We start from the raw sequence: 25,804 nt of genomic DNA, 5'->3' as shown, positions 1-25,804 counted from the left end.
ACTTCAGCATGCTGGGCCGTCCGTGCACGGTAGCTTTGGCGTAAATCCGTTGGGGTAAAGGGGAGCATCGCCCGATTCAGGATTTATGCAACAGCACCCTTCGTGGGCCAAGCTACAGGGCAATCGCAGCCCATGACTATGCGACTCACCCGCTACCAGCCGAACCAATTCAGCTAGTACGCAACCTGCGCTGCGGCACTCAATTCCAACTTGATTATTTTGAATATTTAGATATATAAAATGCGATGCATTAATATCTATTCCATGTCACTCACTGGTATAAATTTTGCTGCCACTCAAATCATCAATTGCTATCTTTAATATGCGAAATCTCAGTTGTAGCATAGAGCCTTTTCAACCACTTTAAATATTCATCTTTAAAAATAATGAAGATCGAATATAAAAAAATAATCCATTGATTTCAAAAAAATTCAGCGCTAATCTGACACCGAAAACTGTGAATTGAAATCACAGGCTGACTCATCACCACACCAAAGCGGCAATAAACATATCCATGCATGTATGACATGCATCTCCTGATTCACAACCCAGCTTATTGAAGATAGCCCGGACATCGTGCTGATTTGCTGATCACACCATTGAGCAGACGGTACATCAGCAGACCTGCCAGTGATGAAGGGCATCAAGGTAGGTGTCTGACAGGCACCTGTGGTCATGTTCTTTAGGTAAAGGAGACGAAAATGACCAAGTTAGGCAGCAAGAGTGGTGGCCATTCAGGGCGCAGGCAACAGGCCTCTGCGTGGCTGATCGCGTTGTCGGTCACTGCATTTGGCAATATGCCATCTGCGGGGGCATCTCCGGTGTCTTGGAGTAGCTGGGAATATCTGGGCGGGACGATCCTTGAAACACCCAACTGTGTCAGCTGGGGCCCAAACCGCATAGATTGCTTTGCGCGTGGTACGGATCGGGCCATGTATCACCGATGGTGGGATGGATCGAGTTGGCGTGGCTGGGAATACCTTGGCGGAACGATTCTGGAGGCCCCCAGCTGTGTCAGCTGGGGACCAAATCGCATTGATTGCTTTGCACGAGGTACTGACCGGGCGATGTATCATCGCTGGTGGGATGGATCAAGCTGGCGCGGCTGGGAGAACCTCGGGGGGACACTACTGGATGCGCCCAATTGCATCAGCTGGGGGCCAAACCGTATTGATTGTTTTGCGCGGGGCACAGACCGAGCCATGTATCAGCGTTGGTGGAATGGATCGAGCTGGGGTGGTTGGCATAACCTTGGCGGGACGATTCTGGAAACGCCCAATTGCGTCAGCTGGGGGCCAAACCGCATTGATTGTTTTGCGCGAGGGACTGACCGGGCCATGTACCATCGCTGGTGGAATGGTTGGGGCTGGGGCGGCTGGGAAAATCTGGGTGGGACGCTACTGGATGCACCCAACTGCGTCAGCTGGGGACCAAACCGTCTCGACTGCTTTGCCCGTGGCACTGACCGTGCCATGTATCAGCGCTGGTGGAATGGATCAGGCTGGGGCGGTTGGCATTACCTTGGTGGGACGCTACTGGAAACACCGAATTGCGTCAGTTGGGGCTTCAATCGCCTCAACTGTTTTGCCCGTGGAACCGACCGAGCCATGTACCACCGCTGGTGGAATGGTTCGAACTGGTATGGCTGGGAGAGCCTTGGGGGAACTATTCTGGATGCGCCAAGGTGCGTCAGCTGGGGGCCACACCGCATAGACTGCTTCGCACGCGGCACAGACCGGGCTCTGTACCGTCGCTGGTGGCCGCTGATTGGTTAGGCATTCAGCGTGTCGTATCGATGTGCAATCTGCATCAGAAGCCCTCTCCAGCATCGTGCCAATATATTGGGCGGGGTTAAGGCGTAGCGTACACGACCCGGGAAGACCAGTGGTGCCTGTTACATCATTGGTCTTCGTAAATACCCGGTGGTGCAGATTGCATATGTTTGACTCATGGTTTGGTCATGCAGATGCGATCAGTGCCCTTTTCTGGTTCGCACGGGCCTCCCGTCAGCTGCCAAATTGTGCCACCGAGCGGTACTTAGCCTGCTCAATCCCGCCTAGAAAAGATCTAACTGTTTCGCCTGCCCTGGGACACAGAATGATCCGCAGTTCAGATCCATGTGCCGCCGTCCCAGCCCATGGCGACGGCAAGCCAATTCGAAGCGGCTACGTATCAAGTCCGCGAAAATGCCAGTGCCTCGCATGCGCTCACCGAATTGGGCGTTGTTTTCCTTCCCGCCACGCATTTGTCGTATCAAGCTCATCACATGCTCCGCACGTTGCGGAAAGTGGCGTTGCAACCAGTCTTTAAACAGCTCGTTGATTTCCAATGGCAGCCGGAGCAGGACATAGCTGGCCATCACCGCGCCCGCAGCCGCCACTGCGGGCAAAATCTGTTCGATCTGATGATCGTTCAGCGCAGGAATGATCGGCGCACACAGCACACCCACCGGCACCCCGGCTTTGCTCAATGTTTCTACCGTTTGTAAGCGCCGATGAGGTGCGCTGGCGCGGGGCTCCAGCAATCGAGCTGTTTCAGCATCCAGTGTGCTGATCGAGATATAGACCTGTACCAGCTGTTGTGCAGCCAGGGCTTGCAGCACATCGAGATCACGCTCGACCAGCGCATTTTTGGTGATGATCACTAAAGGGTGCCGATGGGTAAGCAGGACTTCCAGCAGCTGGCGGGTCAAGCCCAATTGTCTTTCGGCGGGTTGATAGCAATCGGTGTTGGCACCGATGCAGATCGGCTCGCACTGATAACCTGGCTTGGCCAGCTCGTGGCGTAATCTGTCTGCCAACCCGCGTCTTGCGATGATACGGGTTTCGAAATCCAGCCCTGCCGAATAGCCCCAATAGGCATGGCTGGGTCTGGCATAACAGTAGATACAGCCATGCTCACAGCCATGGTAAGGGTTGATGGATTGACTGAAGTAGATGTCCGGGGATTGATTCCGTGTAATGGCGGATTTGGCCTCTTGCCAGATCAGCTCCGTCTTGATGGCAGTGGGCTCGGCGTCGTCGCCAGGCCAATCGGGCATCGCCGCTTCCCTTGTCAGGCGATCAAAGCGGATGAGTGGATTGTAGGCCGAGCCACGGCCTTTGATAGAATCATGATGCGACATGACTGCATATTAATACAGCCATTATTAAATGGCCAGTGCGCGGCCTTGGCAACACCAGTCAGCCGACCTGGCTGCTGCGGTGAAACAGTGCTTCTCTTGCCTGGTGGAGTCCTCTCCCGATCAGGTCAGTGCTGAATCCACGGCGAGACCCATGCCCTATGGCCAGCCATCACGCCGGGCACAGGTAGCATGGGTGCCTTGGGTCAAGGCCGCTCACCAATGTCGCTCGATGACATCGGCCAATTGCGTCAATTTGCCATGAAAGAAGTGGCTGCAACCGGGTACCACGACGATGGGCAATGCCTGCGGCCTGGCCCAGTCCAGCACATCGGCCAATGGAATGACCTCATCCTCTTCGCCGTGGATCACCAAGGTATCTTTTGGAACCGCCGCCACCGGAAAGCGCTTGCAGGCTGGGCCCGCCAGAATCAGCTTCTCAGCCTCGACACGCTGTCTGACCTGAGAAACAACAAGGGTGCCGAATGAGAACCCCCCCAATAACAAGGGCAAGTCGCCATGCTGACCTTTGGCATATTGGATCACCGCCAAGGCATCGTCCGTTTCACCATTGCCCCAGTCGTATTCACCCTCGCTTTGCCCGACACCCCGACAATTGGGCAGGTAAGCGACATAACCACGTTTGGAGACCACCTTGGCCATCATCTGCACAACTTTATTGGTATTGGTGCCACCTTGGGTCGGGTTGGGGTGAATCAGCACGGCAATGCCCACCATCTCGCCAGCCGGGGGAATGACGATCGTTTCCAAGCTGCCCACTGGCCCGGCAATCCATTCTATTGTTTGTGGCTTAATCAAGTTTCAGGCGCTCCACGACACGGCCATTGACAATGTGCTCATCAATGATTTCATCGATATCAGCCTGATCAAAATAGGTATACCAGACCGCCTCGGGATAGACCACCATCACCGGGCCATGGTCGCAGCGATCCAGACAACCCGCTTTGTTGATGCGACACTTCCCTTGCCCTTTCAGGCCCAGTTTGGCGACACGGTCTTTGGCATACGCCTGTAGCTCAGACGCCCCCCTTGCATTGCAGCAGGTTTCGCCGGACGCCCGCTGGTTGGTGCAGAAGAAGACATGATGTTTGAAGTAGCTCATTGGACAATCCTGCAACATAAACCGTGATCATACCCAAGCCGGGTCCTGCCTACCAAGTCCATCCATAAGGCTTTCCCCCCCAACCGCCCCGCCCCAACCAACATGATGTCTGTATGACAAATGGCCTGTTCGTCACTATACTGACTGTCTTTTGCATGCCTTTGGTATGAATCACGACTTCCTGATCCGAAGCACCAATCGAATCGCCCGTTATGCTTTGATTGCACTGATCTACTGGCTTTTCATCTTTGCGCTGTCCACCATTTTTGATCTGAAGATATTCAAGGAGAGATTGACCGAGACATTTCTGTTCAGCGTGTTGGGTATTTTTGCGCTGCTGGGTGGGGCCGTGGTATTGAATGTGATGTCCAACCTGTCAAAAATCTCGGCAGCGATTGCGAAGCAACATGAAGACCAGCAAACCACGTGGCACTGGCCTACCCGCAACAAGCTCCTGCTGGCAGTGAGCTTTCCGGTGATTGCACTGGGGCTGCTGGCAGGAGATGCCATGTCGGCTCACCGCAAAAAGATCAGGCTGATTCAGGCCGCCGAGCAATTGGTCGAGGAAAATCGACGCGAGCTGGGCATGTTGACCGACTATGAATTCAGCCCGGCCTATGTGGCGCGCGCAGCCAATATCATTGGCACCATCCAGCGCATCGATCGCCACCTTCCCAATGTCAAATTGTTGATGCCGGATCAGATCGAAGGAAGGCGGGTATTCCTGATGTTTGGCCAGCACTGGACGGAATCAGACAGTAAGAAACTTGAACGGCAGCAGCTCATTCAGCCGATGACCAAAGATGAGCGTGACTACCTTCAGGCCGTCTTTGACAACAAGCACAATCTGCCCCGCTTTGAAGCAACGGGTGGAAATTATCAGCTCTACTTCCCAGTCAAGGTCAACAACAAGCAGATGTTGTTGTACTTCACCGATTTCCAGGCATATGGGAAATTCGGCTCATAATCGACGCAATGGCCGTGCTGTGTGAGCCATGGCCGACTCACACAACCGTAAATCAGCGGCTCAGTTGAGGGCCCCCACCGATTCCCGCAAGGTCAGGCTGGGCGATATCACGAACGACTCACCCAAAGCGGGCTGCTGCTTGGCCAGCTTCAAAGCGAGCAGGCCCACGGTCTTACCGATTGCCTCAACCGGGTGATGGATGGTGGTCAGTTTCGGTGACACCAGATCCGAGAACTCCACATCGTCAAACCCCATCACCGACAATTGATCCGGCACACTCACGCCATGGCGCTTACAGTAATCCACCACCCCCAGCGCCATCTGGTCATTGAAGGCAAACAGGGCCGTCGGTGGCTCTGGCAAAGCCATCAAGGCCGCCGCCCCACACAGGCCGGATTGCTGGGTGAAATCCCCTTCATACAGATAAGATGTTGGAACGGGCAGACCTGTTTGTATCAACGCATTCAGCATGCCACGCAGCCGGTCGGCGCTCTCTGGGTTGTCACGCGGGCCGGTGATGGCAGCAATACGTTGGTGGCCCTGTGCAATCAGGTGCTCGGTCGCCAGCAACGCGCCTTGGTGATTGTCCACCACCACGCATCGATGCTCGTACCCTGGCACCAGCCGGTGTACCACCAGCACATTGGGATGCGCTGCCAGCAAGGTGCCCAGAGAGTCCTGATCCAACGCCCCCGGCGTGACGATGATGGCATCACACGATCGCTGTTTCAGAAAACGCAACGCCGCCAGCACCTCATCCTGCGTACTGTTGCCACAACTGATCACCAGATGGCTGCCTGCCGCACGCACGGTTTGCTCAACCGTGCTGATCAATGGTGTATAAAAGGCCCCCGCCAGATGCGGCACGATCAGACCGATGCACCCGGTTCGTCGTGTCACCAACGACGCAGCCAAGGCATTACGGGAAAACGACAAGACCTGCATTGCGGTTTCGACCCGCTTACGTGTCAGCTCTCTGACCTTATCGGGTTCATTGATCACACGTGAAACGGTTGCAATCGACACACTGGCGTGCCGAGCGACATCTTTGATGGTTGCCATACATTTCGTTTTATTTTAAGTCGCCAAGGCGATCGATTTGAACAAGGGGCTTGCATAGTGCTGCCCCAGCCTGGGTTCTTCGGCACGGACTCATGACCCGAGCTGTTTCGTTATCATGTCTGCGCTACAGATCAGCCACTGCTTTCGACAGAAAAGACCGCATCTGCCATACATTTGCATGGCGTAATCAATTTTATTTACGCCATATGCCATATCAACCATGTCGGACATCGTTCGAGCCTGTTGAAGCTGGCATTTGCGACCTGCTCAGCCACATTCCACAAGCGCATACAAATATGTAGTCAGGCTGGAAATCAAAAAGTTCGCGGCTTGTTTCAAAAAAAGATACTGTTTCAGGCCCAGTTGACACATTTCATCATCCGCAACGGATCAAAGCCCGTCGCATCCAGCTCATGAGCCCACCAGGCGGCGTGCAATAAAACCGCAAACGGAGCGCCGTTTGGGGCCAAGCTGCGCTATGCTTGCAACCATTTCACGCCCATCCCTTCCAAGCCATGTTGCTCTTCTTTGTGCGCATGTCGTTTCGCAACGCCTTCCGCCACCGGCTGCGGGCCGCGTTGACCACATTGGGAATCGTCGTCGCCATCTTGGCATTCGGCCTGTTACGCACAGTGGTGGATGCCTGGTATGCAGGTGTCGATGCCGCATCAGACGCTCGACTGGTCACACGTAATGCTGTCTCTCTGGTGTTTTCGCTGCCATTGGCATACAAAGACCGCATCCGTCAGGTTGAGGGCGTGCAGACCGTCGCGTGGACCAACTGGTTTGGCGGTGTCTATATCGATGAGTCCAACTTCTTCCCGCAGTTCGCAGTCGATGTGCCAACCTACTTTTCGCTGTATCCCGAGTTTGTATTCGAGCCCAATCAATACCATGACTTCCTGCGCGACAAACGCGGGGCCGCCGTCGGACGCAAGCTGGCCGACCGGTTTGGCTGGAAGGTGGGGGACGTGATCCCGCTGCGCGGCACCATCTACCCTGGCAACTACCCGTTTGTGATCCGTGCCATTTTCGAGGGCCGGCAGCGCAATACCGATACCAACATCTTCTACTTCCACTGGGGCCTGCTCAATGACCGGTTGGAGCAGCTCGCCCCGGGTCGTAGCAACCGTGTGGGGGCCTTCGTGCTGGGCATTGACGACCCTGCCAACGCCGGGCCGGTGTCCGTAGCCATCGATCGCGAATTCAAGAACTCACTGGCGGAAACCCTGACAGAAACCGAGAAGGCTTTTCAACTGGGCTTTGTGGCCATGCTGCAAACGGTGGTGGATGCGATCAAGCTGGTGTCGTATGTGGTCATCCTGATCATCATGGCAGTGGTGGCCAACACCATGGCCATGTCCGCCCGCGAACGGACAGCCGAATATGCCACCATGAAGGCGCTGGGATTCACCCCTGGCGTCATCCGCACCCTGATTGCGTTGGAGTCGATGCTGTTGGTCACGGTTGGCGCCAGCATGGCCATCCTGCTGACTGGCCCGGTCGTTGCGGCCTTCGCCAAACCAGTATCGGCCTTTTTTCCGGTCTTCAATATTTCGGTGGAAACCCGCCTGTTACAACTGGGGGGGGCCGTTGCCATTGCCTTCATGTCGGCCCTGCTGCCAGCGTGGCAAGCGGGGCGGACCAAGATCGTGGATGGCCTGAGAAAGCTGGTGTGATGAAGATCCCGTTCCGATACATTGTCCGCAACCTGGCCGTGCGCAAGCTGACCACGCTCTTCACTGCCGCTGGCATGGGGATGGTGGTGTTTGTCTTCGCTGCGGTGTTGATGATGTCCAACGGGCTGAAACAGACCCTGGTACAGACCGGCTCGAAAGACAATGTGGTGCTGATCCGCGCTTCGTCACAAACTGAAGTACAAAGCGGGGTGTCACGCGACCAAGCCAGCATTGTCGAAGCCAACCCTCTGATTGCTGTCGGGCGGGATGGCCACCCGCAGGTGTCGAAAGAAGCGGTGGTGTTGATCACGCTGCCCAAACGATCCAGCGGCATTGCAGCCAACGTTGTCACACGAGGCATCCAGCCGGTTGGCTTGGCTTTGCGGCCACAGGTCCAGTTGATCGAAGGTCGGCTGTTCAGGCCCGACAGCAATGAAGTAATGGTCGGTAAAGCGATTGCTGACAAATTCACGGGCGCCGGGCTGGGCGAATCGTTACGGTTTGGTGGCAGGGAGTGGCGTATCGTCGGTATTTTTGATGCGGGTAAAACAGCCTTCAGCTCAGAGATCTGGGGGGATCGCGACCAGATGATGCAGGCGTTCCGGCGAACCATGTTCTCCGCCGTCATCGCCAAGCTGGCCGACAGCGACCACTTCGATCAATTCAAGGCAGCGGTGGAAAACAACCGCCAACTCACGCTGGAGGCCAAGCGGGAGACACGCTTCTACGCCGATCAGTCAGAACAGATCGCACTGTTCATCAATGTGCTTGGCATCGCCATCTCCATTATCTTCTCAGTGGGTGCCATGATTGGCGCAGCCATCACCATGTATTCCTCTGTCGCAAACCGCATCGGTGAAATCGGCACCTTGCGCGCCTTGGGTTTCCAGCGCAGCAGCGTGTTGGCCGCATTCATGTTGGAATCGATGGCCCTGGCCCTGTTGGGTGGCGTGATGGGGCTGGCCTTGGCTTCGACACTGCAATTCCTGTCCCTGTCCACCACCAATTTCCAGACGTTTTCGGAGCTCGCCTTCACCTTCGAGCTGAGCCCGGCCATCACCATACAATCCTTGCTCTTCGCGCTCATCATGGGTTTGATCGGCGGCTTTCTACCCGCCATTCGCGCCGCACGCATGAAAATAGTCGATGCACTGCGTGAGGCTTAGGTTCCGGCTGCATACTGAGCAGGTGCCTTTCCACCTCAGCCCCCACCCGTATGGCGGTGCCGTACAGCCTGCGGCCTCCCCTTGACCATGCCATGAGTGGCACACCGCCGCTTCGGGTCGCTGGCACCGTGTCATTCATCCGGCTTCACTTGAAAAAACCCATTTGATATGCCTCTTGATTTAACGTCATAGGAACCCGATATTTTGTAAACCCTGTGCACAAAATGCAGCAGAAGATTACCGATATTTGACATTGGGCAATACCTTTTTTCAGGCGAGTTGTCTAATGCCAGACTGAGGCAACCATGCCGCCCAGCCGATCACGGAATGGGCTATAGTGAAACGTTTCTGTCTTCATATGCAAATCAGTATATGAGGAGATATGATGTTCAGGCTCAGTACCCTTTGCACGACGCCCCATTAAATTGCAGTCAGCCAAGTTTGGAGCTGGTGATGTCTGTTACTCACAATATCAATAAGAATCGTGTAATCGATCAGATTCAGGAATGTGCGGCCCAAACGCTGTCGCCGGAAATGCAGTCCGTTCTGGCACCATTCATCGCCCACTACTATGCCGATGTCGCTGACGAGGACATTGCCAGCCGTGACCCCCTGGATTTGTACGGGGCAGCCTGCAGCCATTGGCAATTGGGCCGTCAGCGCGCGCCAGGCCAAGCCATACTGCGCGTCTACAACCCGGATTTCGAAGCAGATGGCTGGCAAAGCACCCACACCATCGTTGAGATCGTCAACGATGACATGCCGTTTCTGGTGGATTCCATCAGCCTGGCGCTCAACACCCGTGGCCTGACCATTCACCTGATCGTACACCCGGTCGTTGCATTGACGCGGGATGCCGATCATTGCTATGCAAGCCATTGCGAGCCGGAAGACCTGGGCTGCCGCCATGAATCCTATATGCACTTCGAAATCGACCGCCAGTCAGACCCCGCCACACTCAAAGCACTGGAAAGTGCCTTGCAGCAGGTGCTGGCCGAGGTCAGTGCTGCGGTGGAAGACTGGCCAGCCATGGTGGATGCCGCCAGGCAGGCCCGCGCCTCGCTGGCTGACACCCACCCGGCTATCGCCCAAAGCGATCTCGATGAGATCGATGCCTTTCTGGCCTGGCTGATCGACCAGCACTACACTTTCCTGGGTTATCGCTGTTACGACCTGCTCGATACCCCAGACGGCTTGGTTCTGAAGGTGGTCAAGGGCTGTGGGCTGGGCATTTTGCGTGACAATGACCGCGCCCACTCACAAAGCTTCGATTCCCTGACGCCAGCCTTGCGCCAACAGGCACAGGCCCCCTATCCACTGATCCTGTGCAAATCCAACACCCGCTCGACCGTCCATCGGGCTGGCTATCTGGATTATGTCGGCGTGAAACGCTTTGACAATGAAGGCAAGGTGATCGGTGAGTACCGTTTTCTGGGGCTCTACACCTCTGAGCTTTACAACAATACGCCTCGTCAGGTGCCCATCCTGCGCGCCAAGATCGATGCAGTATTGAGCGAAACCCGCTACCTGCCGGGCAGCCACAAAGCCAAAACCCTGCTGAACGTGTTGGAAACCTACCCGCGCGATGAGTTGCTGGAGCTGTCGATCGAACAGTTACGCCTCTTCAGCCATGGCATTGTCAATCTACAGGAGCGGCAACGGGTTCGCCTGTTCGTCAGGCGCGACCCTTATGGTCGCTATTACGCCTGCCTGCTGTATGTGCCAAGGGATAACTGGAATACCGAAGTCCGATTGAAAATCCAGGCATTGCTGCTGGAGACCTTCCAGGGGCGCCATGTCGAATTCTGGGCCACCCTGTCTGAATCGATGCTGGCCCGGATTGAATTCATTGTGCGGGTTTCGCCAGAGGCGACGATTTCATTCAGCAATGAAGCGCTGGAGCAACAGGTTGCCCAGCTGTGTCGCCGTTGGGAGGACAGCCTGGGCAGCGCATTGATCGAAGCGGTTGGTGAGGAACACGGCACCCATCTGCTAAAACAGTTTCATGCCGCCTTTCCAGCCGCCTATCGCGAGGACTTCCAGCCACGCCACGCCGTACAGGACATTCTGAAGCTGGTATCGCTGACACCCCAACACAATTGTGAGCTGGCGCTCAGGCAGGTGCTGGTTGGCCAACAGCCGCTGATCTGCCTGAAACTGTTTCGCAATACCGAAACCAGTCTGTCCCGCACTCTGCCGATGCTGGAGAACATGGGTGGCCAAGTGCTGGAAGAACGGCCCTATATGGTACGCCCGGCGCTAGGTGGCCCATACTGGGTCACAGACTTTTCGATGCAACTGGCGGACCCGGAGCTGTTTGTCATCGAACAGAATCGTGACAACTTTCTGACCTGCTTTTCCAAGGTATTCAATGGCGAGGCGGAAGACGATGGTCTCAACCGCCTGATTCTGCTGGCGGGCCTGGATTGGCGGGAAGTCGCCGTGTTGCGCGCTTACAACAAATATCTGCGTCAGGCCGGGCTGACCTTTTCCCAGCATTATGTCGAGCAATGCCTGGCCAGCCATGCGCATATCGTCTGGCAACTGATTGCGTTGTTCAAAGCACGGCATGACCCCATCCATAGCGACTCGTCGGCGGCGCAGACGCTGTTCGAGGATTTGCATCTGCAATTGGATCGTGTCGCCAATCTGGCTGATGATCGTATTTTGCGCGGCTTTCTGACTGTCATTCTGGCCACCTTGCGCACCAACTACTTTCAGCGTGACAGCCAGGGGCACCCCAAGCCCTACATTTCATTCAAGCTCAACTCCGGGGCCATCGATTTCCTACCCCTACCCAAGCCCCTGGTCGAAATCTGGGTCTACTCGCCACGCATGGAAGGCATCCATCTTCGTGGCGGCAAGGTGGCGCGCGGCGGCTTGCGCTGGTCAGATCGCATGGAAGACGTGCGGACCGAGGTCTTGGGGTTGGTCAAGGCGCAAATGGTCAAAAATGCGGTGATCGTCCCGGTCGGCTCCAAAGGTGGATTCGTCTGCAAGAAGCTGCATGGCAGCCTGGATCGCGATGCAATTCAAGCGGAAGGTGTGGCCTGCTATCAGACATTCATCCGTGGCTTGCTGGATCTGACCGACAATCGGGTCGGCGGCAAAGTGATCCCGCCTGCCGATCTGGTACGGCTCGATACCGATGACCCCTATCTGGTGGTTGCAGCAGACAAAGGCACCGCCACTTTCTCCGATGTCGCCAATACCATCGCGCTGGAATATGGCTTCTGGCTGGGCGATGCCTTTGCATCGGGTGGCTCTGCCGGCTACGACCACAAGCAGATGGGCATCACCGCACGCGGTACTTGGGAGTCGGTGAAGCGCCACTTCCGTGAAATCGGCCTGGATATCCAGACCAACGAATTCACCGTGGTCGGCATTGGTGACATGTCCGGCGACGTATTCGGCAACGGCATGCTGTTATCGCCCCATATCCGCCTGCTGGCCGCCTTCGATCATCGCCACATTTTCATCGACCCCAACCCAGACCCAGCCATCAGCTTCGCAGAGCGGCAAAGGCTGTTCAAGCTGCCGCGCTCTTCCTGGGCAGATTACACGCCGGGCCTGATATCAGCCGGAGGGGGCGTCTATCCGCGCAGTTTGAAGTCCATCAAGCTGTCGGCGGAAACCCGTGCCGCGTTGGCCATTACACATGATGCACTGACACCGAACGATTTGATCAAGGAGCTGCTGAAAGCGCCCGTCGATCTGCTATACAACGGTGGTATCGGCACCTATGTCAAGGGCAGCCGCCAGAGCCACGCCGAGGCCAATGACCGGGCCAACGACCTGGTTCGCGTCGATGGCCGGGAGCTGCGGTGCCGTGTTGTGGCCGAGGGTGGCAACCTCGGGTTGACCCAGCCCGGACGGATCGAATACGCACTGGGTGGCGGGCGCATCAATACCGATGCGATCGACAATTCCGCCGGAGTCGATTGCTCGGATCACGAAGTCAACATCAAAGTCCTGCTCAACGCAGTCATGGCCGAGGGCGAGTTGTCGCTCAAGCACCGCAATCAGTTGCTGGCGGACATGACCGATGATGTCGCAGCCCTGGTGCTGGCCGACAACTATCTGCAGACCGAGGTGCTAAGCCTGTCGCAAGCCATTGGCCCGCAGATGCTCAACACCCACGCCCGGTTCATCACCTACTTGGAACGGGTCGGGCGGATGAGTCGGCGGCTTGAGTACCTACCCAATGACGAAGAAATCGCTGAACGGCGACTGGCCCGGCAAGGCTTGACCCGCCCTGAGCTGGCGGTGTTGCTGGCCTATGCCAAGATCGATCTGTACGATCAATTACTGGAATCGTCGGTGCCGGATGAGACCGACTTCAACCAGCTCCTGCTCCGTTATTTCCCAAATGCGCTAGGAGAACGTTACACGGATCAGATGTTGGATCACACGCTCAAACGTGAGATCGTCGCAACCTTCCTGACCAATAATCTGATCAATCGGATGGGCATGACCTTCATTTTCCGGGTCAATGAAGAAACAGGCTTTTCGCCCGCCGACATCACTCGCGCCTGGTATGCCGCCAGCCAGGTCTTCAACGCACACCGCTACGCTAAGCAGGTGGAGTCACTGGATGGCAAGGTGGCAGCCACCGTCCAATATGAGCTGCTGCATGAGCTACGCAAGCTGATTGAGCGGGCCACCCGCTGGATGCTGCGCAATTGTCGCTTTGCACATGACTGCAATGAGATCGTCCAACAATATCAAAGTGGCGTTTCAGTGCTGATCGATGTGCTGCCAGGCATTTTGCAAGGGGAAGACAAAGGCAAGAGCGATACCATGGAGCGACGCTGGCTCGAACAAGGGGTGCCCGCTGAGATTGCCTCGGCATTGGCCCGCGCAGAGCCTCTGCTGTCCTCACTGGACATCCTGGACATCGCCCATGCCAATATGGCCGCGCCCGAGATGGTGGCGCAAATCCATTTCGACATCGGCGCCAACCTGTCGCTGGACTGGATGCTCTCTGCCATCAACCGCTTGCCGCGTGACAATCGCTGGAGCACACTGGCCCGCTCTGCATTGCGTGATGATCTGTATCGCCAGCATCGCTCACTGACAGCCTTGGTGTTGCAAACCGCCCACACTGGCGAATGGCAGACCGCCAGCGCCACCTGGCGAACGCACCGCAAGCAGGGGGTGGATGCCTGCCGTGAATTGCTGACCGAGCTGCAGGCCCACCCGACACAGGATCTGGCCATGCTCTCGGCGGCGCTGCGGGAGCTACGCAATCACCTGATCGGAACCTGACCCTATCCGCCAACCACTTAGGAGCCGACACCATGTCGCTACACTTTCTCGGCATCACGGGAAGCCTTCGCCAACAATCCAGAAACAAGGGCCTGCTGCGGGCTGCCGCTACCAATGTGCCCGCAGGTGTGACGATGGACATCGCAGACTTGTCCGATATCCCTTTCTACAATGCCGACATCACCAACAAACCGGCATCGGTGCAGCGGGTGCTCGATCAAATCGCTAAAGCGGATGCACTGGTCATCGCCTGTCCAGAGTACAACTACTCCATTGCGCCCGCGCTGAAGAACATACTCGACTGGGCGTCCCGTGAGCCGGGCAACGCTTTGCTGGCAGGCAAGGCCGTGGCGCTGATGGGCGCAGCGGGTGGCATGGGCAGCGCGCGCGCCCAGTACCATCTCCGCCAGGTCTGTGTCTTTCTGGATCTCCATCCACTGAACAAGCCTGAGGTATTTGCGAATGCCTTCAGCGATGGTTTCGATGACGCTGGCAATCTGGTGGATGAGCGCATCCTGCAATTGATCCGGGAACAGCTTCAGGCCCTGGTGACATGGAGTACGACACTGGAACGGCCATAACACGATTCTTGATCTTTCATGCCCAGCCGATGCGCTGGGCATTGTAATATATGGTTCCGATGTCATATTCACCACACCAAAGAATCGATGATGTTCACAACTCGCCCTTCTATCGGGCCTTCTGGCTGAGGCCAGCATGCTGCACGCATCAAACCGATCCGATACATGTCGCTCAACCCACTTTCTGAGAAACGCCCATGAATATTGCCAAACGTCTATTGTTGCTCATCGTCATCAGTTTGCTCGCCTTACTGATTGTCGGCATAAACGGCGCCAGACTGGCAAATGATACGCAAGGCAAGCTGGAGTACACCCAGACCAATGTCATCCCTGCCATTCAACTGCTGGCAGATGTCGAGAGCGGCATATGGCAGATCCGATCCAGCGTGCTGATGCATATGTTGACCATTGATGAACCACTCAAAAACGCCCAGGACCAGGTCATCAAGGAATCCCACAACCGGGTCACTGCCAGCCTTGAGAGCTATAGCGCGCTGGCGGAAGAAGCAGAGGACAAGGCGCTGCTGGCAGCCGTGCGGGCCGCCCTGGCCGACTATGATACGGTCAGAGAGCAAGTGCTCAAGCTGTCGCGAGAAAATGACCTGACCGCCTCGCGGGAAATGGCTGTCAGCGCGGCAGGCCCCAAGCTCGCGACATTGTTCAAGGTCATCGAGCGTCATCGTAGCTACAGGGAGAAAACAGCCGCGCGGCATGAAGCAGCCAACGCAGCCGCCATTTCCCGTGGCCTCATCATCAACACCATCTTGATCGTCGCGGCAATATTGATCACCAGCATCAGCGGCTGGCTGCTGTATCGCGCCATCATCGGCTCGCTTCATCAAATCCGCCGCACGGTCACCCATATCGAACAGTCATTGGACTTTACCCAACGCGCCAGAATCCTGCGCCAAGACGAAGTCGGTGAAACCGCGACGGCCTTCAATCAACTGCTCAATCGGCTGCAAGGCAACCTCAAGCAATTGGCCCATAGTGCCGTGGATGTGTCTGCATCCGCCAATCAGCTGTCACAAACCTCACAGCAGGTGTCCTTGTCATCCAATACGCAGAGCGAATCCTCATCCTCCGCTGCAGCAACAATCGAGGAAATGACCGTCAGCATCAATCATGTCGGTGACCGTGCCAGCGAAACCAACCAATTGGCCACTGAGGCCGGGCAGTTGGCCCAGTCCGGTCGCCAGGTCATCGAGCAGACCGTGCGCGACATCCGCGACATCGCCAGCACAGTCAGCCAGGCTGCAGAACACATCCGCGAGCTGGAAAACCAAAGCCAGCGGATTTCAAGCGTCGTAGCGGTCATCAAGGAGGTCGCTGACCAGACCAACCTGTTGGCATTGAATGCCGCCATTGAAGCCGCCCGGGCCGGTGAGCATGGACGGGGGTTCTCGGTGGTGGCAGATGAGGTGAGAAAGCTGGCCGAGCGGACATCGGTATCGACACAGGAGATCTCCCGCACCATCTCTGCCATGACAGCCAGCGCCGAGGGTGCGGTCAAGGATATGGAAGGCGCGGTCAAGCAAGTCGAACAAGGTGTGGTACGGGCTGACCATGCAGCGCAAGCCATCGCCCAGATCGGCACCAGCTCTGAACAGACCGTCATCATGGTCGGGGAGATCACCACGGCGATTCGCGAACAAGCCACCGCCAGCAACAACATCGCCTCCCAGATCGAACGGATTGCGCAAATGGCGGAACAAGCCAGTGCCGCAGCACAAGAGACGGCTACCACAGCCGCAGAGCTGGATCAGGTCGCCACCAACATGCGGGAAATCGTGTCCGCCTATAAGTTCTGATGATGTAGCAAAACAAAACGGCGGTCACCACCGCCGTTTTGCTCACTGCCTAGCTGCCGAAATCATTCAGCCAGCTGCGATGCGCGCTGCTCGATTGCCGCTGCATCCACCTTCAGAGCCTTGGCCAGTGCTTTACCATAGTTAGCATCGGCTTTGTAGAAATACGACAGCATGATGTCACGCGTCTCCGGGCTGACCACCTTGGCCAGATCACCTGACAGATTGGCAATCAGGTTTTTCTGGTCATTGGCTGACAAGCTGCGATAGAACTCACCTGCCTGGCGGAAATTCAGCGTCTTGGCGATACGTGCCTGTTGAGTCGCCCCAGCCAGCGGCAACTTGCTGGATTTGAACTCTGCCTGATCAGGCAGATCACTCATCCGACTGGGTTGATAGTTGACCGTCCCAGTGCGCTTGCCTGAGTTGAGTGCGCCATCTTGATTGTTGCTCCGTACCGGAACCCGGGGCTGATTGATCGGAAGCTGCAGCGCGTTGGTGCCGACGCGGTGCAATTGCGTATCCGCATAGGAAAACACCCGCCCTTGAAGCAGACGATCTTCTGACGGCTCAATCCCTGGAACCAGATTGGAGGGCGCAAAGGCACTCTGCTCGGTGTCCTGAAAGACATTGTCCGGGTTACGATTCAGCGTCATGGTACCGATCTTTCGCTCTGGTACACCATGCCAGACCTTAGTGGCATCCAATGGGTCAAAATCGAACTGACCCAATTGCTCTGGCTTCAACACCTGCACATACAGATCCCACTTCGGAAAGTCCTGGCGTTTGATTGCGTCGATCAGGTCGCGGGTTGCATGGTTGAAATCCTTGGCCTGGATGGCTTCAGCCTCTTTTTCCGAGAGATTCTGCTCGCCTTGCAGCGACTTCCAGTGGAATTTCACATAAGTATATTGTCCCGCCGTATTGACCCACTTGTATGCATGGACACTATTGCCATCCATCAGTCGATAGCTCTTGGGTATCCCATAGTCCGAGTAGACTCGGGTCAGCATATGGGTGGCCTCAGGCACATTCGAGAAGAAATCGAACACGCGATTGGCATCCTGAATATTGGTGTCAGGTGCCGGTTTCAGCGAGTGGACCATATCAGGGAACTTGATGGCATCACGGATGAAGAAGACCGGCAGATTGTTACCCACCAGATCCCAATTGCCCTCACTGGTGTAGAACTTGGTCGCAAAGCCACGTGGGTCACGCGCAGTTTCAGGCGAATGCGAACCATGGATTACAGTTGAAAACCTTACGAATACAGGTGTCTGCGCACCTTTGGCAAACACCTTGGCACGGGTGAGCCCCGACACATCCTCTGTCGCCTCGAACACGCCATGGGCGCCCGTGCCTCGTGCATGCACGACCCGCTCAGGGACCCGCTCACGATCGAAACGCTGCAACTTCTGAATCAGGTGGATATCTTGTAACAGCACGGGGCCATGTTCACCCGCAGTTTGCGAGTTCTGATTGTCACCCACCGGTGCCCCGTTATCGCGGGTCAGCGGCGCGGCCCAGGCCGCCTGCGAAAGCGTGAATGTGGCAGCCAGCCCACCGGCTGCGAGATGCTTCATGCAGGCTTTGGCGGATTGTATGGAAAGATGTTTCATTCTTGTTCTCCTTGTTCGGTAAGTGGAATTCAGTCTAGGAGAGCAAGTTTGATTAGTTAAATGAATTATAAGAATGTTAACAATAGTTTTTTTCAATGATTAAATTACGAATATAAAATTCACCAATATAATCAATGACATTTATGCACCATCATGAGCAAGCACTCTCAAAAAAGCAAATGCCACCTCATAAAGAGGTGGCACTTTCATGATCAGGCATCGATACGACCAAGCCAGATCAAGGATTACGGTACGATATCAATCCCACCAGAAGAACCAGGTCCGACCATTCAGCAGCGATGCAGCCAGCTGCTCGATCGTCTCCGTGCCTTGCTCGACAATGTCGATGCAATACACATACTGCTCTTTTGCCAGCGTGATCGCTTCATCCCGAGTCCGAGGTGGGCGCTCCACCTCGAATTCGATGGTGGAACTGGTCACTGCCACCACCCGTGCGCCATATTCTTCCCCCCATTTACGGAACAGGCTGGCATGGACTTCAGGAAACGGGCATTCATTCCAACCGCCCATTTTCAGATAACAAGGTACCTTCCAAGACTCTGTTGTCGGCACCATCGCGATATAGACCTTTTCCAGCGGCTGGCCGGTCGACAGATCGAGATGGCTGATCAACCCCTCACTAGGCTCCTCATCATCCGGCCAATCACCGCGTGGCGCACGATAGTATTCGCTATCGTTTTTCGCGCGGGTGATCAACCAACTTCTGGGGTTCAGTTTCTCAGCGTTTTCAATCAACTCCTCAACGCTATCTTCAACATCCTGAAGGTTTTCGCTCAAGGCCAGCACGCTATCCGAATCACCCAGCAAAACCGGGTAACCCCGATTTTCGCTTTTCAGACGATTCAAAGTAGCCAACGCTTCAGCACCTGGTACGGCCATGACTTCGAAACCAAATTCCCTCATATTTTCTCCGTTTGGCAATTCGCCCGATCCACTTGAACAAAACCGACTGGTCTAATTCTGCGTCGGCGCATCGTTATATCTAGAATTGTAGACCGGGCTTTATCGACAGACTACCACGGCCATCATCCAACTGTTGAGTCAAACAGTATTTATGGCTGCTTCAAGCCGCTGGACGGGGCTGACAAACGGCGCCACACCTGCAATCCAGCGCGGATCTTGTTCCATATATCCGTGACTCAGGGGCTGCGAGATTGGCCTTTATAACAAAATACCAAGGCGCGTTGGCTATCGTTCAGAAAAATTCATGTAGATGACCGCCCGAGGGGGATGCCAAACCTGGCGCGGCAGGATGGGCAAGCCCTTCAGGCTGATGGATCTCATTCAATGTTCCAAGACAGAACGCATCTTGCAGCAAGCCATCACGGCTCCGCGCTGAGACTGCCTGCCATGCCACACTCCTGACACCAGGCTTCTCCACCAACCCCGCCCAGTGCCGAATACGATGCCGTACCCGGCAGACCTAGCCCAATGCCTGCTGCTCACGTAGCGCATGGATTTGCTGCGCGGACAGTGCCAGCCAGTCATGAAGCACCGCCTCTGTGTCTTGTCCAAGTAACGGTGGCCCATTGCGATAGCTGACAGGCGAGGCTGACAGGCGCAATGGGCTGGCCACGCCAGGCGCATGGCCGGCCAGCGGGTGGGGCAGGTCGAGGCGTAAGCCACGGTGTTGGACTTGCGGGTCGGCAAATACCTGTTCCAAGGTGTTGATCGGCCCACAAGGCACCGCCACAGCTTCCAGCGCGGCAATCCATTCCGCCGTGGTCTTCATCACGGTTGTCTGCCGGATCAATGGCACCAACACCTGCCGATTGGTCACCCTGGCCCGGTTGGTGCTAAATCGCTCGTCTTGCGCCCAATCCTTCCCGGCCACCTCGCAAAACTTGGCGAACTGGCCGTCGTTCCCGACCGCCAGAATCATGTCGCCGTCTGCCGTTGGGAAAGCCTGATAGGGCACGATGTTCGGGTGGGCGTTTCCCAGTCGCTTGGGGGCTTGCCCGGTCGTCAGGTAATTCATGGCTTGGTTGGCCAAGCACGCGACCTGCACGTCAAGCAGGGCCAAATCGATGTGCTGCCCCTTGCCCGTCCGTTCACGATCAGCCAGCGCCGCCAAGACGCCGATCGTGGCATATAGCCCAGTCATGATATCAGTCAGTGCGACACCGACTTTCTGGGGGTCTCCATCCGGCTCGCCAGTCAGGCTCATCAAGCCGCCCAGGCCTTGAATCAGGAAGTCATACCCAGCGCGCTCTGCATAGGGCCCGGTCTGGCCAAAGCCCGTGATGGAGCAATAGACCAGGCGGGGGTTGATGGCATGCAGGCTGTCGTAATCCAACCCATACTGCTTGAGGCCACCCACCTTGAAGTTCTCCAGCACGACATCTGCCTGAGCGGCCAATTGACGGATCAACGCCTGACCAGACGGTTGGGACATATCGACCGTCACCGATCGTTTGTTGCGGTTGGTTGACAGGAAATAGGCCGCCTCGCCAGTAGGTTGCCCTGCTTCATCCAGCAGATAGGGCGGGCCCCAGCTGCGGGTATCGTCCCCACCGCCAGGGCGCTCGATCTTGACGACATCGGCGCCGAGGTCGCCAAGGATCTGGCTCGCCCATGGCCCAGCCAGAACGCGGGATAGATCCAGAACCTTGATGTGAGAAAGCGCACCCATATCAGAAAAACGCCTGGATGCCTGTCTGCGCCCGCCCCAAAATCAGCGCATGCACGTCGTGGGTGCCTTCATAGGTGTTGACGGCCTCCAGGTTCATCACATGTCGGATCACGCCATATTCGTCTGAAATGCCGTTCCCACCATGCATGTCACGACTGATGCGAGCAATGTCCAGTGCTTTGCCACAGTTATTGCGCTTGATCAGCGAAATCATTTCAGGCGCACCGCGCCCTTCATCCAGTAGCCGACCAACGCGCAATGCGCCTTGCAGCCCCAGAGTGATATCAGTCTGCATATTGGCCAGCTTCAGCTGGATCAGCTGATTGGCGGCCAACGGGCGGCCAAACTGTTGACGATCCAGTGTGTATTGGCGGGCCGCATGCCAGCAGAACTCTGCCGCCCCCATCGCCCCCCAGGCAATCCCGTAGCGCGCCTTGTTCAGGCAGCCAAATGGGCCCTTCAGGCCTTTGACACCTGGCAACAATTGCTCATCAGCCACGAATACCTGGTCCATGACAATCTCGCCCGTGATCGATGCACGCAGGCTGAATTTACCTTCGATCTTAGGTGCAGACAGCCCGGCCATGCCCTTCTCAAGGATGAATCCCCGGATCTCACCCTCATCATCCTTTGCCCATACGACGAACACATCGGCAATCGGAGAGTTGGTGATCCACATCTTGCTGCCAGTCAATTGCCAGCCCCCCGCCACCTTGCGGGCGCGCGTCTGCATACCACCGGGGTCTGAGCCGTGATCCGGCTCGGTCAGGCCAAAGCACCCGACCCATTCCCCTTTCGCCAGTTTCGGCAGGTATTTTTCCTTTTGCGCCGTCGAGCCGTAGGCATCGATCGGGTACATCACCAGCGAGGACTGCACACTCATGGCTGAGCGATAGCCACTGTCCACTCGCTCCACCTCACGCGCGATCAAGCCATATGAGACATGGTTAACCCCCGCACAACCAAAACCTTGGATGGTTGCACCCAGCATGCCCAGCTCCCCCATCTCGGTCATGATCTCCCGATCGAATCGCTCATGGCGATTGGCCTCTCGAACCCGTGGCAGCAGCTTTTCCTGGCAATAGGCATGCGCGGCATCCCGCACCATGCGCTCCTCTTCGGTCAGTTGATCATTCAACAGCAGTGCATCATCCCAGGTGAAGCTCGGTTTGGTCGCCATCTTCATTACTCCGGTCGGTGACATCAAAAAGCAGCACTGGCATCAGGCCAGCAACCGCTACTCGATAATAGGCAGGCTTTCAATCGTTCCGCAATGCAGAATGTCATTACACTAAATCTGCTAGCAAAATAGCGCAGAGAGGCATTATCCTCAACATTGTGGATTTTCCTCCGAATGACTGTTCCGACATGCAGAACATCACTGATTTTGAAGATACCGCTCACAATGACCATGAGATTGATGATCGTCAATTCGTGACGGCGCTGGCTCGCGGCCTGGATGTGCTCCGTTGCTTTACCGTCGGGGATCGAGCCTTGTCGAACGGCGACATTGCCCGCCGCACGCAATTGCCCAAATCGACGGTTTCCCGCTTGACCTACACCCTGACCAAATTAGGCTATCTACAGCAATTACCCGATCTGGCCGGTTACCGGGTCGGACCAGCCGTGCTGGCACTGGGCTACGCAGCCACCGGTAGCATGCAGGTACGCGAAATTGCCCGCCCTTTGATGCAGGATCTGGCCGATTACTCGAATGCCCTGGTATCGCTGGCTGCCCGTGACCGTCTGGACATGATCTATCTGGAAAACTGCCGCAGCCGGGCCTCTGTCACCTTGCGGCTGGACACCGGCATGCGCATGCCGATTGCCACGACTTCCATCGGGCGGGCCTTCCTGGCTGGGCTACCTCAGGCAGAGCGTGAATTCATGATGCAACACCTGGAGCGACGGGCTGGGCACCGCTGGGCAGAACAACTGATTGGCATCCGCGCCGCCATGGAGGACTACGCCCGACGTGGCTTCTGTCTGTCGCTTGGAGAGTGGAAACGAGATGTCAATTCAGTGGCAGTGCCATTGATCATCCCCGAGCTGTCCGATGTCGTGGTATTCAGCTGTGGTGGCCCAGCCTTTTCCATCAAGCCCCGCCAGCTGACCGAAGACCTGGGCCCACGTCTGGTGTACCTGGTGCAACACGTGGCCGCCTTGCTGACCGAGCACAACCAATCATGATGTTATCGATCCCACCAATGAAAAACGCCGCTCAACAGCGGCGTTCTCCTTTGCCAGCCATCGGCGGTGACTCATGCAGCAGCGCCGCTCTTGAGCGCATCCAGCATGCTGCTGACCGCACGATCAACCAGGGCCGATTCTTCCACGATCACCGCACTGCCAGAGCGCAACTTGGCTGCCAGCCCTTCCAGTGAAATAGACATGGCATTCAGACCTTGTCGATTGGTAAACAGATACATGTTTTTCATGGGGCTGACCCATGCCAACTTGGCACGCATGGCACTATCATCATGGCGGAACTCAATCCAGGCACCCCGCTTCAGATTGGCTGCCATGGCATCGTATGGATCAGCAGCCTGCACCGACGTGACCACAGGCGCACGCTCTTGAATCGCCGCCACATCATCATTCAATTGGCGGGCATTGGCAGACGCAATCAGATCCAATTCGAAACTGCTGGCACCAACAGGCGGCGCACCCAGTTGCTCCACTGGAACCAGCTCCTTCGCCTCTGCAACCGGGCTGGTGACATTCACCAGCAAAGGTGGGTGGGTGAAGATCGGCTCGGCTGCGATCACCGGCATGGGCTCAGGCGCCTTGCCTGGCATGCCTGACTTGATGGCACTGGCATGGCATTGCACCAACGCTGCAAAGAACTTCTCGCGGGACTCCTTGGGTGTCTGATTGATTTCGAGCGCTGCCTCCAGCTTTTTCAGCATCGGTGGCAACAGGCTGACCAGACGCATCCGCTCTTCTGGAGAGCGCTTGGGCTGCACGCTCCAGATCAGATCATCCATGGTTTGCAGCGCGTTACGCCAGTTGTCGCTCTCCACACCATCCTTGACGTAGACCGACAACAATAGATTGCCCCACTGCAAAGACAGAAACTGGCCGATCACCTCTGGCATGTCACCAGTCGCAATACGGCGCTGCACCTCTTCCTCGACCGTGGACTTGGCCATCTGCAGCCATTCGCGCTCATAGATGACTTTTGCGGAACTCTCGGCCCGCTCTTGTGCCAGGCGCTCCTCTTCCGCCAGAAACGCTTCCAAATCCAGACGGGCGGACTCGAAGACATCGAAATTCTCTTCGAATTCAGACAGAATCCGATGAATGATGTCATCTATTTTGCAATACAGCCGGTCGCCCTCGCCTTCCGCTTCATTCCAACCCAGGGCGGCAAGTGCCAATGTGTCCAGCAGTTGTCGTGCGGGGTGGGACTTTTTGGAGAAGAACTTCTTGTCCAGCATCGCAACCTTGAGCACCGGAATCTGTAAGCGCCCGATCAACGCTTTCATTTTGTCCGGGATCTGACGGTCGTCGAAAATATAATCAAACAGCATGGCCACAATATCGATGGTCATGCCATCGATTTGCGTTGCCCCCTGCCCCAGCACCGCCTGCTTGACGTCACGCAGGATATTGCCACTGCCGGCTTGTGCCAGATCCAATCCTGCGCCATTCAAGGCAACAGCGCCGAAATTGCCCTGCTGCATGCTGCTCAGGACATCGAGCACGCTATTGTTCAGTTCAGGGAACCCACCATTGCTTGTCGGTGCGAATGCATTTTGAGACAGCCCACCCAGCATGGCGGCCATCCCGGCATCATTGCGTGTCAACAATTGTTGCAAGGTTGTGAACAATTCCTGCTCTGTTGCCTGGGCCTGCGGGGGCTGGTCGCCAACGGTTTCGACTTTGTCGTCGAGCCGCTCCTGTTGGCGAGGCGCCGGGCGCGGCATCGGGCTACCAGATGCACGGCGGCGCAGCATGTCCGGCGTAATGACAGGAATGACGTTGCGGTTGACCAGATGGGTGTTGAGGTTTTTATACACCCCTTGAATGTCGTCAGAAACCAGCTGATCAAACTGCTTCAGAATGATCAGCTTGACGTTGACGTTGGATTCCAGTTGGTTACATGCATCCTTGAAGGCTTCGCAGATCGCCTTGGGGCCAAGCGGATTGTCATCATCCGCCAGATCGGTCTTGTGCATGAGCTCGGAGACACGGTAATCCAGTGCCATCAGCTCATCGTTGCAGTTATTCTTGAGGCGTTTCGCAATGTCAGAGACAGCCAGGGTTGCCTCGAAATCATCGGTATCGACGAGGCTCAGCTCCAGCGAAGAAAAGTCGAGCTTCTTCGATGCGGCATCTGGCGCAACCAGCCGTTTATTGAAACCTTGCAGGAAATTGCGGCGGAATTCGCTCTCGATGGCATCTCGGTGCGCCAATGCTTTGCCACGCGCCTCAAGATAGACATTGCGCACGTCGTGATTGAGCGCCTTCTCGGCCAGCTCAAACAGCGATTCTTCGATGCGGTCGAGCATTTTGGACAGGGACTTGCTGAGCAGTTCCGCTGCCATATCCCGGCATTCATTCAACAATGAAATGGTTTCTGAGCCCACTTTACGAGCCTTGTCGTACTCGCTTAACGAGACAATGTTTTTTGGCGCTGTGTTGTTCATGGCTGCACACCCGTCATTGGCACTGGCCATCAAAACCGTGCCCAAAACCGCCTTGATCATTCAGCGTAGTTGCCGGGGTTGGGATGCTGGAAGCTGGGAGTCGTG

Annotated in this window: 17 protein-coding genes; 8 read left to right on the top strand and 9 right to left on the bottom strand. The window is 56.2% G+C overall.

Going from position 1 to position 25,804, the window contains the following annotated elements:
- Window positions 1-701 precede the first annotated feature (701 nt).
- Entirely contained in the window at window positions 702-1,775 is a 1,074-nt protein-coding gene (locus tag HNQ59_RS19875) for a DUF8189 domain-containing protein (protein ID WP_184041619.1), read from the top strand.
- A gap of 281 nt (window positions 1,776-2,056) precedes the next feature.
- Here HNQ59_RS19875 and HNQ59_RS17140 read toward each other — a convergent pair whose 3' ends face one another.
- From HNQ59_RS17140 to HNQ59_RS17130, 3 genes are all read right to left on the bottom strand, one after another.
- Window positions 2,057-3,124 carry a PA0069 family radical SAM protein gene (locus HNQ59_RS17140; RefSeq protein WP_184041618.1) on the bottom strand — a complete coding sequence of 356 codons (1,068 nt, stop codon included), beginning with the start codon at window positions 3,122-3,124 and terminating at the stop codon, window positions 2,057-2,059.
- Window positions 3,125-3,337: 213 nt separating this feature from the next.
- The gene (locus HNQ59_RS17135; RefSeq protein WP_246491061.1) at window positions 3,338-3,940 is read right to left on the bottom strand and encodes an alpha/beta hydrolase; all 603 of its coding nucleotides are present in this window, start codon (window positions 3,938-3,940) and stop codon (window positions 3,338-3,340) included.
- Window positions 3,933-4,244 (bottom strand): (2Fe-2S) ferredoxin domain-containing protein, encoded by a 312-nt coding sequence (locus HNQ59_RS17130; protein WP_184041617.1) that lies wholly within the window; start codon window positions 4,242-4,244, stop codon window positions 3,933-3,935. The genes HNQ59_RS17135 and HNQ59_RS17130 overlap by 8 nt, the downstream gene beginning before the upstream one ends.
- A 166-nt stretch (window positions 4,245-4,410) precedes the next feature.
- On the opposite strand from HNQ59_RS17130, the gene HNQ59_RS17125 reads away from it, so the two are divergent.
- Window positions 4,411-5,211, top strand: a complete 801-nt coding sequence (locus HNQ59_RS17125; RefSeq protein ID WP_184041616.1) for a hypothetical protein — start codon at window positions 4,411-4,413, stop codon at window positions 5,209-5,211.
- A 60-nt stretch (window positions 5,212-5,271) separates the two neighbouring features.
- On the opposite strand, the gene HNQ59_RS17120 is transcribed toward HNQ59_RS17125, so the two are convergent.
- Window positions 5,272-6,273, bottom strand: a complete 1,002-nt coding sequence (locus HNQ59_RS17120) for a LacI family DNA-binding transcriptional regulator (RefSeq protein WP_184041615.1) — start codon at window positions 6,271-6,273, stop codon at window positions 5,272-5,274.
- A 515-nt stretch (window positions 6,274-6,788) separates the two neighbouring features.
- Here HNQ59_RS17120 and HNQ59_RS17115 point away from each other — a divergent pair.
- From HNQ59_RS17115 to HNQ59_RS17095, 5 genes are all read left to right on the top strand, one after another.
- Window positions 6,789-7,952, top strand: coding sequence for an ABC transporter permease (locus HNQ59_RS17115; protein ID WP_184041621.1), 1,164 nt, complete (start codon window positions 6,789-6,791; stop codon window positions 7,950-7,952).
- The gene (locus tag HNQ59_RS17110) at window positions 7,952-9,118 is read left to right on the top strand and encodes an ABC transporter permease (protein WP_184041614.1); all 1,167 of its coding nucleotides are present in this window, start codon (window positions 7,952-7,954) and stop codon (window positions 9,116-9,118) included. Before HNQ59_RS17115 ends, HNQ59_RS17110 begins: the two co-directional genes overlap by 1 nt.
- A gap of 453 nt (window positions 9,119-9,571) precedes the next feature.
- Complete coding sequence (locus tag HNQ59_RS17105; protein ID WP_184041613.1) at window positions 9,572-14,386, top strand: NAD-glutamate dehydrogenase; 4,815 nt, start codon at window positions 9,572-9,574, stop codon at window positions 14,384-14,386.
- Between the two features lie 32 nt (window positions 14,387-14,418).
- A complete protein-coding gene (locus HNQ59_RS17100) occupies window positions 14,419-14,967 on the top strand; it encodes an NADPH-dependent FMN reductase (RefSeq protein WP_184041612.1) in 549 nt (182 codons plus the stop codon).
- A 197-nt stretch (window positions 14,968-15,164) separates the two neighbouring features.
- The gene (locus tag HNQ59_RS17095; RefSeq protein ID WP_184041611.1) at window positions 15,165-16,778 is read left to right on the top strand and encodes a methyl-accepting chemotaxis protein; all 1,614 of its coding nucleotides are present in this window, start codon (window positions 15,165-15,167) and stop codon (window positions 16,776-16,778) included.
- 62 nt (window positions 16,779-16,840) lie between these two features.
- Here HNQ59_RS17095 and HNQ59_RS17090 read toward each other — a convergent pair whose 3' ends face one another.
- From HNQ59_RS17090 to HNQ59_RS17075, 4 genes are all read right to left on the bottom strand, one after another.
- Complete coding sequence (locus HNQ59_RS17090) at window positions 16,841-18,358, bottom strand: catalase (RefSeq protein WP_184041620.1); 1,518 nt, start codon at window positions 18,356-18,358, stop codon at window positions 16,841-16,843.
- Window positions 18,359-18,652: 294 nt separating this feature from the next.
- Window positions 18,653-19,318, bottom strand: a complete 666-nt coding sequence (locus tag HNQ59_RS17085) for a DUF4253 domain-containing protein (RefSeq protein WP_184041610.1) — start codon at window positions 19,316-19,318, stop codon at window positions 18,653-18,655.
- A gap of 520 nt (window positions 19,319-19,838) precedes the next feature.
- On the bottom strand, window positions 19,839-21,047 hold the full coding sequence (locus HNQ59_RS17080) for a CaiB/BaiF CoA transferase family protein (RefSeq protein ID WP_184041609.1): 1,209 nt from the start codon (window positions 21,045-21,047) through the stop codon (window positions 19,839-19,841).
- Between the two features lies 1 nt (window position 21,048).
- Complete coding sequence (locus HNQ59_RS17075; RefSeq protein WP_184041608.1) at window positions 21,049-22,227, bottom strand: acyl-CoA dehydrogenase; 1,179 nt, start codon at window positions 22,225-22,227, stop codon at window positions 21,049-21,051.
- A gap of 188 nt (window positions 22,228-22,415) precedes the next feature.
- Here HNQ59_RS17075 and HNQ59_RS17070 point away from each other — a divergent pair, with 188 nt between their 5' ends.
- Window positions 22,416-23,237: an IclR family transcriptional regulator gene (locus HNQ59_RS17070; protein ID WP_184041607.1), complete on the top strand. Its 822-nt coding sequence runs from the start codon at window positions 22,416-22,418 to the stop codon at window positions 23,235-23,237.
- Between the two features lie 71 nt (window positions 23,238-23,308).
- Here HNQ59_RS17070 and HNQ59_RS17065 read toward each other — a convergent pair whose 3' ends face one another.
- Window positions 23,309-25,699, bottom strand: coding sequence for a DUF1631 domain-containing protein (locus HNQ59_RS17065; RefSeq protein WP_184041606.1), 2,391 nt, complete (start codon window positions 25,697-25,699; stop codon window positions 23,309-23,311).
- Window positions 25,700-25,804: the final 105 nt, after the last annotated feature.

It is taken from the genome of Chitinivorax tropicus (genome assembly GCF_014202905.1).
Lineage (GTDB): Bacteria > Pseudomonadota > Gammaproteobacteria > Burkholderiales > SCOH01 > Chitinivorax > Chitinivorax tropicus.
The sequence above is the reverse complement of the archived record's forward strand: the minus strand, read 5'-3'. Positions and strand labels throughout refer to the sequence as shown.